This window comes from Providencia sp. Marseille-Q8014, assembly GCF_965112055.1.
Genome location: NZ_CBCOPT010000001.1, coordinates 1,923,439 through 1,936,412 on the forward strand (window position 1 = coordinate 1,923,439; position 12,974 = coordinate 1,936,412).

At 41.0% G+C, this 12,974-nt stretch carries 10 protein-coding genes; 6 read left to right on the top strand and 4 right to left on the bottom strand.

Annotated elements, in window-relative coordinates; all coding sequences use genetic code 11:
- Positions 1-56 precede the first annotated feature (56 nt).
- A complete protein-coding gene (locus ACWPW6_RS08405; protein ID WP_154624436.1) occupies positions 57-1,361 on the top strand; it encodes an NAD(P)/FAD-dependent oxidoreductase in 1,305 nt (434 codons plus the stop codon).
- A 695-nt stretch (positions 1,362-2,056) separates the two neighbouring features.
- Positions 2,057-2,659, top strand: a complete 603-nt coding sequence (umoD, locus tag ACWPW6_RS08410; RefSeq protein ID WP_154623830.1) for a UmoD family flagellar biogenesis regulator — start codon at positions 2,057-2,059, stop codon at positions 2,657-2,659.
- A gap of 66 nt (positions 2,660-2,725) precedes the next feature.
- Here the strand turns inward: umoD and mfd are convergent, their stop codons facing one another.
- Entirely contained in the window at positions 2,726-6,169 is a 3,444-nt protein-coding gene (gene mfd / locus ACWPW6_RS08415) for a transcription-repair coupling factor (RefSeq protein WP_154623831.1), read from the bottom strand.
- A 195-nt stretch (positions 6,170-6,364) separates the two neighbouring features.
- On the opposite strand from mfd, the gene lolC reads away from it, so the two are divergent.
- Genes lolC through lolE form a run of 3 tightly spaced genes read left to right on the top strand, consistent with a single transcriptional unit; the run spans position 6,365 to position 9,508 of the window.
- A complete protein-coding gene (gene lolC / locus ACWPW6_RS08420) occupies positions 6,365-7,567 on the top strand; it encodes a lipoprotein-releasing ABC transporter permease subunit LolC (protein WP_250000392.1) in 1,203 nt (400 codons plus the stop codon).
- The gene (lolD, locus tag ACWPW6_RS08425; RefSeq protein ID WP_154623833.1) at positions 7,560-8,261 is read left to right on the top strand and encodes a lipoprotein-releasing ABC transporter ATP-binding protein LolD; all 702 of its coding nucleotides are present in this window, start codon (positions 7,560-7,562) and stop codon (positions 8,259-8,261) included. Before lolC ends, lolD begins: the two co-directional genes overlap by 8 nt.
- A complete protein-coding gene (gene lolE, locus ACWPW6_RS08430; RefSeq protein ID WP_154623834.1) occupies positions 8,261-9,508 on the top strand; it encodes a lipoprotein-releasing ABC transporter permease subunit LolE in 1,248 nt (415 codons plus the stop codon). Before lolD ends, lolE begins: the two co-directional genes overlap by 1 nt.
- A 37-nt stretch (positions 9,509-9,545) precedes the next feature.
- Here lolE and ACWPW6_RS08435 read toward each other — a convergent pair whose 3' ends face one another.
- Positions 9,546-10,103 (bottom strand): class IV adenylate cyclase, encoded by a 558-nt coding sequence (locus ACWPW6_RS08435; protein ID WP_250000394.1) that lies wholly within the window; start codon positions 10,101-10,103, stop codon positions 9,546-9,548.
- 115 nt (positions 10,104-10,218) lie between these two features.
- Positions 10,219-10,716, bottom strand: a complete 498-nt coding sequence (locus ACWPW6_RS08440; protein ID WP_154623836.1) for a TIGR00645 family protein — start codon at positions 10,714-10,716, stop codon at positions 10,219-10,221.
- A gap of 295 nt (positions 10,717-11,011) precedes the next feature.
- Here ACWPW6_RS08440 and cobB point away from each other — a divergent pair, with 295 nt between their 5' ends.
- Positions 11,012-11,845 (top strand): Sir2 family NAD+-dependent deacetylase, encoded by an 834-nt coding sequence (gene cobB, locus ACWPW6_RS08445; protein WP_195848174.1) that lies wholly within the window; start codon positions 11,012-11,014, stop codon positions 11,843-11,845.
- Between the two features lie 60 nt (positions 11,846-11,905).
- Here the strand turns inward: cobB and ACWPW6_RS08450 are convergent, their stop codons facing one another.
- Entirely contained in the window at positions 11,906-12,619 is a 714-nt protein-coding gene (locus ACWPW6_RS08450) for an SDR family NAD(P)-dependent oxidoreductase (protein WP_230085859.1), read from the bottom strand.
- Positions 12,620-12,974 lie beyond the last annotated feature (355 nt).

Consider the following 12,974-nt stretch of genomic DNA (forward strand, 5'->3'; position numbering starts at 1 on the left):
TGTTTTATCTTTTAAAAGGCTTAAATAACATTAATTTATTTTGTAATGAGGTATCCATGGCCTTTTCTCAACCAAAGATTGTGATAGTCGGTGGTGGTGCTGGTGGTTTAGAGCTAGCAACCCGTCTTGGGCGCAAATTAGGACGTAAAAAGCGTGGGGAAATCACCCTTGTCGACAGGAATCCAAGTCATTTATGGAAGCCTCTGCTGCACGAGGTTGCTACGGGGTCATTAGATGATGGTGTTGATGCACTTAGTTATCTAGCTCATGCACGCCATAACGCATTTAATTTCCAACTAGGTTCATTAACGCAAATTGATCGCGATAATAAAAAGGTCATTTTGGGGGAGTTGAGAGATAAAAATAATGAACTGTTAGTTCCTGAACGTGAAATTGACTATGACATATTGGTGATGGCGCTAGGAAGTACATCCAATGATTTTGGTACGCCGGGTGTCAAAGAACACTGTATTTTCTTAGATAATCCTCAGCAAGCACACCGCTTCCATGATGAGATGCTTAACTTATTTTTACGTTATTCAGTCCGTGATAATGCGGAAGAAAAAGTGAACATTGCGATAGTCGGAGCTGGTGCTACTGGAGTTGAGCTATCTGCTGAGTTATATAACGCGGTAGAACAGTTAACCAGTTATGGCTTTAAAGGGCTGGATACGGATGCTTTGAATGTCACCTTGGTTGAGGCAGGTGAACGTATTTTGCCAGCGCTACCTCCTCGTATTTCAGGAGCCGCGCATCAAGAATTAAACAAACTTGGCGTCAAAGTCCTGACGAAAACCATGGTAACCAGTGCAGATGATGACGGTTTGAATACCAAAGAAGGCGAAAAAATTCGTGCTGACTTAATGGTGTGGGCCGCAGGTATTAAAGCCCCTGACTTCATGAAAGAAATTGCAGGGCTAGAAACTAACCGCATTAATCAGCTGGTCGTGAAACCAACATTACAGACAACGCGTGATGATACTATCTTTGCGATTGGTGATTGTGCTTCATGCGCTAAGCCAGAAGGGGGCTTTGTGCCACCAAGAGCGCAGTCGGCACACCAAATGGCAACGCATTGTTATAATAACATCTTAGCAATGATGAAAGAGAAACCATTAAAAGACTATGTCTATAAAGACCACGGCTCTTTGGTATCTCTTTCACGTTTCAGTACCGTAGGTAGCTTGATGGGGAATTTAATGCGTGGCGATATGATGGTTGAGGGGCGAATTGCACGTTTCGTCTATATCTCATTGTATAGAATGCATCAAATAGCGCTTCATGGTTACGTCAAAACGGGATTAATGATGTTAGTGGGCAGCATTAACCGTATTATCCGTCCGAAGCTGAAGCTTCATTAATTTTCTATGTCGTTACCTTCTACACAGAAACCCTCGTTCAGTGTTGAACGAGGGTTTTTATTCTGATGAATACTATTGTTATATTAAATATTCATTCAAATGATTAATTACCCTTCACATGATACTAAAAAAGATTAACCACTTTATTGATAACGTGTTCATTCAATAAAAATAGTTCTATTAATTCTAAAAATAGAGGCTTATTTGTGAATTATTTAGTAACAAATCATTGTTAGTTTAAGTTAATCTACGTATTGCTTAGTGATTAAACATGATTTTTTAATGAGCCTTAAAGGCTTTTTTATTAAAAAATAGTTTGCATATTAATGTTATATATAATAGTTAACTATCTAATATATAACATTATCTAATAAACTAAGAAAATATATAAAATTTCATGATTGATAATTTTCTTGTTTAATAAATAGTTATCGATAATTTATCGGTTTGGGATAAAGGATTAAGTGACTAACACTAAATATAATAAAATAAATTGATCATAATCAAGATGTAAAATTAAATTACATTTTAATTTATTGACCTAATGATGGATGAGGTCAAAGTGAATTTTTCAAAAGTTATCGTGAGTTAAGAAAATTCCAAAAATTGTGGCTATATTGTCTGCAATCATCGAATTATCAAAATGAACGGATACAATAGAGATATTACTAATTTTGTAACTAATAAGGGCGCCTATGAAGCTAACATATAAGTTTTTATTAGCAGCAATAGCTATTTGCCTCATTATTATTGCATCAATAGTATCGTTAAGCTGGTCTGAGAAGCCAACCAAACACGCAACAGTGCTGTCTATTGAACCTATCAAATCACATCGGCTGATTGAGCATGAAAACTGTTCATTCATGGGGGTGCTAGATGGGTTTAATCAAGCATATTTATCACGTTACCATCCAGCACAAAGTGAATGTAAGATGGTATTTATGATCCAAACATTACAAAGTCAGTCTTTGCCTAAATTAGTGGATCGTGAATATCGTAGCTGTGTCATTACTGAGAAAGTCGAACAAATCATTGTGGGTTATGATGTGGTGTATCGTATTGGTAATACGCTAGGTAAAGTGCGCACAGCATACGAGCCGGGGCTATTGATACCTCTTGATCAAAAAGGTCGTTTAGATCTCAGTGCTTCTAGTAATGAACTTTGTGACGTTGCTCGTAGCGACGCTAATGCACTAATACCTTTTTATTGTGTCAAAAATGATGAAAAAGTATCAAACACATTCAATAACGCTGTTGAGATTTATCCTGGAAAGAATACGTACGCCTATTTTGATTAATATTTATTGAAACAACCTCCAGAGAAGGCTCAACTGAAGGTTGTTTCAAGGCATTTGAGCAGAGAATTAATCGATTAAGTTATCCGCAAAGTCATTTAATAACTGTTTGATAAATTCAATACGAGCATGTCTATCATTTAAATCGTGAACAAATTTGAGTCTCACAGGCCCATCGAGGCGGAACGTTTTAGGTTGATTCTGTAATAAACTGATTAAGAAGTTTGGCGACACTTTATTTTTCTCGCCAAACTCAATAAATCCACCTTGCTCATGAGCTTCTATACGCTTAATACCCAATTTTTCTGCTTCAAGCCTAATGGCTGCACTCGCCAGTAAAAAGCGCCCAGCATCGGGTAACATGCCAAAACGGTCCACTAACTCTGTACGCAGCTCGCTTAACTCCCTTTCATCACTCGCACTTGCTATACGTTTATAGAATGATAAGCGAATATTGACATCATGAATGTAATCATCAGGCAGTAGCACGGGCATGCGTAATTCGACTTCCGTTTGCTGATTCACGAGATCTTCCAATGAAGGCTCTCGTCCGTCTTTTAATGCATCTACCGCATTCTCTAATAACTCCATGTACAGTGTAAAACCGATTGTGGTCATTTGGCCGCTTTGCTCTTCACCAAGTAATTCACCGGCTCCTCGAATTTCAAGATCATGAGTTGCTAGTGCGAAACCAGCGCCGAGATCTTCAAGTGAAGAGATTGCCTCTAAACGCTTATGGGCATCAGTTGTCATGGCTTTAGGATGCGGGGTCAACAAATAAGCGTAAGCTTGGTGGTGAGAACGACCTACACGACCACGTAATTGGTGCAGCTGTGCTAGTCCAAAGTGATCAGCACGCTCGATAATGATTGTATTTGCCGTTGGAATATCGATACCTGTTTCAATGATCGTAGTACAAATTAAGACATTGAAACGTTGATGGTGGAAATCACTCATCACGCGTTCAAGCTCACGTTCGCGCATTTGACCGTGGCCAACCACAAAGCGCGCTTCTGGAACCAATTCTTCAAGGCGTTTTTTGGCTTTTTCAATATTTTCGACATCATTGTATAAATAGTAGACTTGTCCACCACGTAATGTTTCACGCAAAATCGCTTCACGAACAACTAGGTCATCATACTGACGCACAAAGGTTTTGACGGCTAAACGGCGAGCTGGCGGTGTCGCAATAATCGATAAGTCTCGCATACCACTCATTGCCATATTCAATGTACGAGGAATCGGTGTTGCGGTTAATGTTAAAATATCGACATCTGCACGCATCGCCTTGATACGTTCTTTATGACGAACACCAAAACGGTGCTCCTCATCCACCACAAGTAAGCCTAAGTCATGCCAGACGATGTCGCTTTGTAGCAATTTATGCGTACCGATCAGAATATCAATTTTCCCTTCCGCAGTTTCCTCAATAATTTGCTGCTGTTCTTTTGCCGTTTTGAAACGGGAAAGCATTTCGATTCTTATTGGCCAATTTGCGAAACGGTCGCGGAAATTATCGAAATGTTGCTGAGCAAGTAGGGTGGTTGGTACAAGTACCGCCACTTGTTTATTGTTGTTGATAGCTAAAAAGGCCGCGCGCATAGCCACTTCGGTTTTACCAAAACCAACATCACCACACACTAGACGATCCATGGCGATAGGTTGGCACATATCGCTAAGGACGGCATTGATAGCCAATTCTTGGTCGGGCGTCGTTTCAAAGGGGAAGCCTTGACAAAACTCTTGGTATTGCTCTTTATCGTGCTTAAATGCAAAGCCAGGCTTGGCTGCACGCTGCGCATAAATATCGAGTAGTTCTGCTGCCACATCACGTACTTTCTCTGCCGCTTTTTGACGGGCTCTGCCCCAACTATCACTGCCAAGACGATGGAGAGGTGCATTTTCATCTGCACCGCCAGAATAACGGCTAATAAGATGTAAAGAGGAAACAGGTACATATAGCTTATCGTTACCTGCATAGGTCAGGATCAAATATTCAGCTTTAATGCCACCGGCTTCTAAGGTGGTCAAACCTTGATAACGTCCAACGCCATGTTCAATGTGTACAACGGGTTGACCGGGACGTAATTCGGCTAAGTTGCGGATGAGCGTATCGGTGTTGATCGTTCGACGGTTATCCGTACGGCGCCGAACAACACGCTCCCCAAGTAAGTCACTTTCACAAATTAAAGCGCGGTGCTGCTGAGGCTGAATAAAGCCATGTTCAGCGGCACCGACCATAATAGCAAAACGGCTGTCGGATGGACTGGTATAACGGTTAATAATTTCAGGACGAATTTTTATGCGACCTAATAGTTCAGTCACCGTTTCACGTCGACCTTCACTTTCAACAGAGAAAACCACGGTTCCATCAAAATGTTCAATAAATTGACGGAGCTTTTCCAATGGTTGCTTGCTTTGCCCTTGAGTACTAATGTCGGGTAAAGGTTGATAGTCTAAATTGGTATTCGCTGCTTTATCCGCTAATTTCTCAACCGAAAGCTGAACTCGAGGCCATTGTTTTAATGCTTGGTTAAGTTGTTCGACAGTGAGCCATAAATCGGTTGGCGGTAGCAGAGGACGCATGGGGTCGACACCGCGGCTTTCGAAACGCTGCTGGGTATCTGTTTGGAAACGTTCTGCTGCTTCTTGATAATGTTGCGAAATAAACAGTGTGTTAGCAGGCAAATAGTCAAATAGAGAGGGTAGCGGTTGACTGAAAAATAGGGGTTGCCAGTATTCAATACCGGTAGGCAACGTTTTCTTACTTACCTGTTGATAAATATGCTCAGGATCGCGTCTAACTTCAAAACGTTCGCGCCATTGGCTGCGAAAACGCTCAATAGCCTCTTTATCGGTAGGAAATTCGTGTGCGGGTAATAAATTGATACGTGCTACTTCTTCAAGGGTTCGTTGGCTATCGACATCAAAAGTCCGTAAGCTATCAATTTCATCATCAAAAAAGTCAATTCGATACGGTAAAGTGCTACCCATTGGGAATAAATCGAGTAACGCGCCTCGAGTTGCATATTCCCCATGCTCTAAAACCTGTTCAACGTGACGATAGCCTGCTTTATCAAGTTCATCACGCAAGCTATCACGTGAAAGTTTATCGCCTTTCGCCATGACTAGCGCGTGACTAGTTAAAAATTCAGCAGGGCATACCTTTTGCATTAAGGTGTTGACGGGCAGGATCAACACGCCTTTTTGCATTGTCGGTAGGCGATATAAGGTTGATAAACGGTGAGAGATAATTTCTTGGTGTGGTGAAAAATTATCGTAGGGTAATGTTTCCCAATCAGAAAGTATTTCTATCGGTAGTTGGGTAAATTGTTGAATTTCATCGCGTAGGCGCAGTGTGTTCTGCATATCTCTTGTGATGATGACCACAGGCCCTTGATGACGCTCTATCATCTCTCCACATTCAAGCGCACCAGCGGCCCCAATCAAGCATCCTAGATGACGGACATCACCACCGCGCGTAGGGAGTTCATAACGAAATTTTGCAGACATAAAAATATTCGGTTTCTCAATGCATCATGGTTAAACAACCTGTTTTACCCCGTACAATTGTCTGAAAGTAAGACAAACAGGCCGTGTCAATAAGAAAAAAAACCACAAAACCGGGGCCGGGTGGTTCCATTCATCATTCGTACCCTTTATTATCGCTGAACACTTCGCTTTGGCAACAGGGGCGTTACAGATTTCATGTCTCAATCTGTCTCAATATTTATAGGTCTGCGTTATATGCGCGGACGAGCTGTCGATAAATTCGGCCGTTTTGTATCCAGTCTATCAGCGATTGGTATCACGTTAGGGGTCGCTGCACTGATCACCGTGACCTCTGTCATGAATGGGTTCGAACGTTCGTTACAAGATAGCATACTCTCTTACATGCCGCAGGCCGTTTTAACATCGGCTTCAGGGCATATCGATCCTAAAAAATACCCAATAGCGGATTTACAGCATCTACAAGGGGTTAAACATATTACGCCCATTGTTCAGTCGGATGTGGTTTTACAAAGCCGTTCGAATGTTGGGGTAGGCATGATGGTGGGTGTCACGTCAGAGGAAAGGTCACCCTTGTTAGATAATGTAATTGATGGGCAGCGCTCAGAATTGGTCGCGGGGCAGTACCGCGTGTTTTTAGGCCAAAAGTTAGCTGAAAATTTAGGTCTAAAACGGGGTGATGAAGTTCGTTTAATTATACCGGGTGTGAGTCAATTGACGCCAATGGGACGTATTCCCAGCCAGCGTCTATTTACGGTGGCTGGGATATTTCAAACCAATGGGGAAGCGGATGCGAGCGAACTGATTGTGGCACAAGATGATGCGGCAAGAATGATGCGTTACCCGTCAGGGCATATTACTGGCTGGCGCTTATTTCTCGATGAACCATTAAAAGTCGACACATTGAGTCAGCAAAGTTTACCCGAAGGATTGGTATGGACTGACTGGCGAGAACGTAAAGGTGAGTTTTTCCAAGCCGTTAGAATGGAAAAAAACATGATGGGCTTGTTACTAAGCCTGATTATTGCAGTTGCGGCCTTTAATATTATTACATCACTGTCATTACTTGTGATGGAAAAACAAGCGGAAGTCGCCATTTTAAAAACCTTAGGTCTGAAGCGTGGCCGTATTTTGGCCATTTTTATGATCCAAGGGGCAGGTGCAGGAATTGTGGGAACCCTGATAGGCACACTACTGGGTATGCTACTTTCGAGTCAATTGAATATTTTAATGCCTTTATTTGGTATGTTACCAAAAGGCGTTCAATTACCTATCGTGCTTGATTTTTCTGGTATTTTAATTATTGCGATATCCGCAATGCTGATTTCGCTGCTTGCGACGCTTTATCCTTCTTGGCGTGCGGCGGCTGTGCAACCTGCTGAGGCGTTACGTTATGAATAAACAACCACTTCTTGTCTGTGAGCATTTAAGTAAAATCTATCAAGAAGGGACACTATCAACACAAGTATTAAAAGATGTCTGTTTTTCGATGAATGAAGGCGAAATGATGGCCATTGTTGGTAGCTCAGGTTCCGGTAAAAGCACACTACTGCATCTATTAGGGGGTCTAGATACACCGTCAGAAGGTGAGGTGATTTTCCGCGGTCAGCATATTAATCGACTTTCTTCTGATCAACGAGCGGCTATTCGCAATAAAGACTTAGGATTTATCTACCAGTTTCATCATTTGTTACCTGATTTTACGGCATTAGAAAATGTAGCGATGCCACTATTGATTGGTGGCATCAAAAAAGCCGAAGCTTTTGAGCGTGCAACTCATATGCTGGAGGCTGTCGGGCTAGCTCATCGCTCAGGGCATCGTCCTTCTGAGCTTTCAGGAGGCGAACGTCAGCGTGTGGCGATTGCCAGAGCATTGGTGAATCAACCTGCACTGGTACTGGCTGATGAACCAACAGGTAACCTTGATTTGCGTAATGCAGATGCCATTTTTGAATTATTAGGTGAATTGAATAGCACACAAGGTACGGCATTTCTAGTCGTGACCCATGATATGAAATTAGCCCATCGCTTATCTCGCCAGCTAGAAATGCGTGATGGTCATCTACAACAAGATGTTACTCTGGGGGCAGTGTAATGTCTGGATTACCACTGACTTTACTCACTGCGCTACGCTTTAGCCGAGGTCGCCGTCGTACGGGCATGGTATCACTGGTGTCTATTGTCTCAACACTCGGTATTGTGCTTGGTGTGGCAGTACTGATTATTGGCTTGAGCGCCATGAATGGTTTTGAACGTGAATTGAAAAATCGTGTGTTGTCAGTTGTTCCCCATGGGCAAATTTACGCAGTTAAGGCGCCTTATCAAGATTGGCAGTACGCAAATAATGTGATCCGCAATACGCCGGGCGTTAAAGCCGTTAGTCCTTATGTTGGTTTTACAGGCTTGTTAGAGCGAGGAGCTAATCTCAAAGCGATACAAATAATGGGGGTTTCACCAGAAACAGAGTCTGAGGTGAGTGAACTGCCGAATTTTGTTCTCGACGATGCTTGGAAAAATTTTAAGGCCGGGGAACAATCGATTATTTTGGGTCAAGGCGTGGCGAATGCATTGAATGTCGCAGTAGGCGATTGGGTCACTATTATGATCCCCAATACGGATGCGAGTTTAAAAATACAACAACCTAAACGGATCCGTGTTCAGGTTGCCGGTATTTTTCGTTTAAGCGGTTTGCTGGACCATCAACTGGCCTTGATTCCGCTGGCCGATGCCCAAGCGTATTTAGACTATGGCGAGGGTATTACAGGATTTGAAATTAAAGCAGATGATCCGTTTAATGCCGATAAAATTGTTTATGATGCAGGGTTGAAGACAATGCATCATGTCGTCGTGAAGAGCTGGATTGGCGATTATGGTTACATGTACAACGATATTCAAATGGTGCGCGGTATTATGTATTTAGCCATGATCCTTGTCATCGGCGTTGCATGTTTCAATATCGTTTCAACACTGGTCATGGCAGTGAAGGACAAGAGCAGTGATATTGCGGTATTACGTACACTGGGCGCTAAAGACAGGCAAATTAGAGCGATATTTTTGTGGTACGGTCTGTTAAGTGGATTAGTGGGCTCATGCATTGGTGCGGTACTGGGTGTGGTGATTTCCTTAAATCTAACCACCATCATCAAAGGTCTTGAATATGTGATTGGCCATCCTATTTTATCAGGTGATGTGTATTTTATCGATTTCCTGCCTTCTCAACTGCATCTGTTAGATGTGGTGTATGTGTTGTTGACGACGGTAGTATTAAGCCTAGTCGCTAGTTGGTATCCAGCGCGTAGAGCTAGCAAATTAGACCCTGCACGTATTTTGAGTGGTCAATAAAGCGTAATTCGCTGGGGGAATAGCGCCCCAGCGATGCTTAGCAAGTGATATTGCTCTGTGCAAGTTGGATCTCTTTATAGCTGCGTCGTTCAATCATTGTTTCATTCAAACCGTATTGCTGAGCGAGTCGCAGCATCTGCTGGGTTAATTGGGGAAGCAGATGAGATTCGTTAGTCATAATCGCAAATTCCGCGAACCACCCAATATCGACCAAATAATCAATGGTAATGTGAGCATCACCAAGAAAATAGATACTACGCACTTTACTGGCAGTAAAATAACACTGGTATCCTAAGGTGGTGAGCATCTTTTTGACGTGAGTACAATCCTCAATATCAATCGCTTTACATTCAGAGGCTTCAGGCCCTTTCACTATCCACAGTTTAATTCCTGAAGGGTGCATTTCTCGTACCGACATACTTATACCCTGTTGCGCTAGTTGCTGATCTGGGGTATCAAAAAAGTAGTCAGTTTCCGTATTGTCGGCAGTAAAAAGGTCGGCGCCATTAGCCTTGATAGCGTGTAAAAATTGCTGGTGGTGAGGTAATTTGAACTTAATTTCTGCCTCATATTGCCCAACAAAATGTTTGCTCATTGTTATGCTCATTTATCTATAAATTGAAGATTATTATTCCTCAACAAGAATGATTTTTCATGTCGTAAAATGTGTTTTAAAGGAAGAGCATTGACTCTTCCTTTAATCAAGAGGGCTATTTGCTTTTTTTCATGATCGATTGGTCGAGGTAACCCATGACAAATGCAGAAAGAACAAAGGTTAGATGGATGATGACATACCACATTAACTTATTATCAGGTATATTTTTTGAGTCCATAAACACTTTTAATAAATGAATCGAAGAGATTGCGACGATTGAGGCTGCGACCTTATTTTTTAGCGAGGTGGCATCCATTTTACCTAGCCAGTTCAATTTTTCGCTGCTGTCAGAGATATTAAGTTGAGATACAAAATTTTCGTATCCTGAAAACATCACCATCACGAGCAAACCGCCGACTAATGCCATATCAATTAATGATAATAAGATCAGAATTAAATCAGGTTCAGGAATAGAAAATATATTGGGGATAACGTGCCACAGCTCTTGGAAAAACTTAATGGTTAACGCTAATAAGGTCAGTGATAGCCCAAAATAGACAGGTGCGAGTAACCAACGTGAAGCATACATCGTTTTTTCAAATAATTTTTCCATGCTAACCTTTTATCTGTGATGAAATAATTAAGACGTGCGTAAAGTGGGGCTATTTTAGCTCGTCTCACTCAAGACTTCGATATTTGATGGTCGATGAAAATACACTATTTTGTAAAAGAGCGTGTTTTCATAATCCTTAATTAAAATTGTCGCTAAACATTCATCCTCACACTTTCTGTTGTTATCTATTGCGTTATACTTACATTCGATTTAGGTTTGAGTCATCAACCTTGTTATTCAAGGTACTGTATGGCATCTGTGCTATAAAGACATGGAAGAAGGAAGTATATCGATGTTGCGTTTTCGTCATAGGCTAAAGAAACTTAAAAAAATTAAAATGTTACGTCGTCAACGAGATCGCAAACGTTTTTTTTACAGTGAAAATAGAATAACCAATATGAAAAATGTGAAAGTAGTCGTATTAACAGGAGCCGGAATTTCAGCCGAATCAGGCATTAAAACGTTTCGTTCCTCCGATGGATTATGGGAAGAACATCGTGTTGAAGATGTTGCAACCCCTGAAGGATTTGCGCGAGACCCTAAATTAGTACAACGTTTTTATAATGAGCGTCGCCGTCAGCTGCAACAAGAAAATATTAAACCAAACCCTGCACATTTTGCATTAGCACAGTTAGAAGCGTTGCTAGGCGATAACTTTCTGCTCGTTACTCAAAATATTGATAATTTACATGAACGTGCGGGCAGCAAACGTATTGTGCATATGCATGGTGAATTATTGAAGGTACGTTGTAGTTGGTCAAATCAAGTCGTGGAATGGAAAGGGGATCTCAGCGTGGAAGAACGCTGCCATTGTTGCCAATTTCCTCAACCACTAAGACCCCATATCGTCTGGTTTGGTGAGATGCCCTTTGGTATGGACCAAATTTACCAATCGCTTGAAGAAGCGACAATTTTTATTGCAATTGGCACATCTGGACATGTTTACCCCGCTGCGGGTTTTGTGCATGAAGCAAGGTTAAATGGGGCACATACCGTTGAGCTTAATCTAGAGCCGAGTCAAGTTGAAAGTGAATTTGAAGAGAAGCATTATGGTCTTGCTAGCCAAGTGGTGGTGGATTACGTCAATCAGCTTATGAGTGAATTGAGTTCGACTCGCGAAAGTCAATGATAAACCCCTGTATGTGAGGGATGCTTCTCCCCCTCACATCATCATGCTTATGAATTTATATTAGACGTTCTCATCTAACATAGCCGGCATGGTAATTTCTTTTACACAGGTTGCATCACTAGTACTTAAGATAAACTTCACCGCATTTAATACGTCTTGTAATGGGATCAGTGCTCCTTCAGTTCGTGAAATAACATCTTCGATAGGCGTTGATAAATCATATTCAGTTGCTAAATAACCGAGGTTTATAACTGAGATAGCGATTTTATCTTGGCGTAGTGTTTCCCTTAACGATTGAACAATACCGCGTAATGCGTATTTTGAAGCAGAGAAAGTCACTTCATGACCATTATGGTTATCCAGACCCCAAGTTGAACCAATTAAAATGATTTTACTCTTTTTTCCAAGACGTAGGTTTGGCAACATTGCTTTAAGGTGCAAGATACAGGCGCTAATATTGGTCTGAATCATATTGACTATTTCAGTGTCTTCTGTTTTTTCAAACAGATATTCATCAGTAAAAGCATGTTTTTCCCAAATACCGACGTTAAAGATGAGACAATCAATAGGCGTATCTTGAAGAATGGTTTTGACAGTTTGCGCTGAATGGTTATCTGCTAAATCAGTTTGAATCCAATGGAAGTTATCGCCAATGAATTGAGGAATTGAACGAGAAACCCCATAAATAGTATCTTGAGCCGTAGGAATACCCTCTATGAGTGCTTTTCCTAATCCTTTACTAACACCATACACTAAAAATGTTTTTTTCATCATTATTCTCTTTATTTTCAACTGATTAAAGCTGTTTAGAAGTTGTTGTGAGTCAATGTAGAGTCTATACAGGTAATAAATAAAGTCATTATCCGTTAATGTGGATGGCAAGTATGTAATTATAGTACAGCTGTCGTTACTGTTAGTATAAATATTTAATGTTCAAATTAATTAAATAACACCTATTAAGTGTCAAATAATTAATGGGAATGAATGATTAATATGTTCAATGTCTTTTTGAGTGGCGACTCTTTAAAATCAATGCATTTTTCATCCAACAAAGTTTTATTTTGGCTTGATTGAAAATATGGCTAACACCGCTGTCATTATAATGAAGTAAGTTTTTATTTTAATAAAA

Bases quoted from the DNA above. Each gene is read 5' to 3' on its own strand.
- ACWPW6_RS08440 (WP_154623836.1), bottom strand. From the start codon at position 10,716: ATGGAAAAATTATTTGAAAAAACGATGTATGCTTCACGTTGGTTACTC.
- lolC (WP_250000392.1), top strand. From the start codon at position 6,365: ATGTCTCAATCTGTCTCAATATTTATAGGTCTGCGTTATATGCGCGGA.
- lolD (WP_154623833.1), top strand. From the start codon at position 7,560: ATGAATAAACAACCACTTCTTGTCTGTGAGCATTTAAGTAAAATCTAT.
- ACWPW6_RS08450 (WP_230085859.1), bottom strand. From the start codon at position 12,619: ATGATGAAAAAAACATTTTTAGTGTATGGTGTTAGTAAAGGATTAGGA.
- ACWPW6_RS08405 (WP_154624436.1), top strand. From the start codon at position 57: ATGGCCTTTTCTCAACCAAAGATTGTGATAGTCGGTGGTGGTGCTGGT.
- lolE (WP_154623834.1), top strand. From the start codon at position 8,261: ATGTCTGGATTACCACTGACTTTACTCACTGCGCTACGCTTTAGCCGA.
- ACWPW6_RS08435 (WP_250000394.1), bottom strand. From the start codon at position 10,103: ATGAGCAAACATTTTGTTGGGCAATATGAGGCAGAAATTAAGTTCAAA.
- umoD (WP_154623830.1), top strand. From the start codon at position 2,057: ATGAAGCTAACATATAAGTTTTTATTAGCAGCAATAGCTATTTGCCTC.
- mfd (WP_154623831.1), bottom strand. From the start codon at position 6,169: ATGTCTGCAAAATTTCGTTATGAACTCCCTACGCGCGGTGGTGATGTC.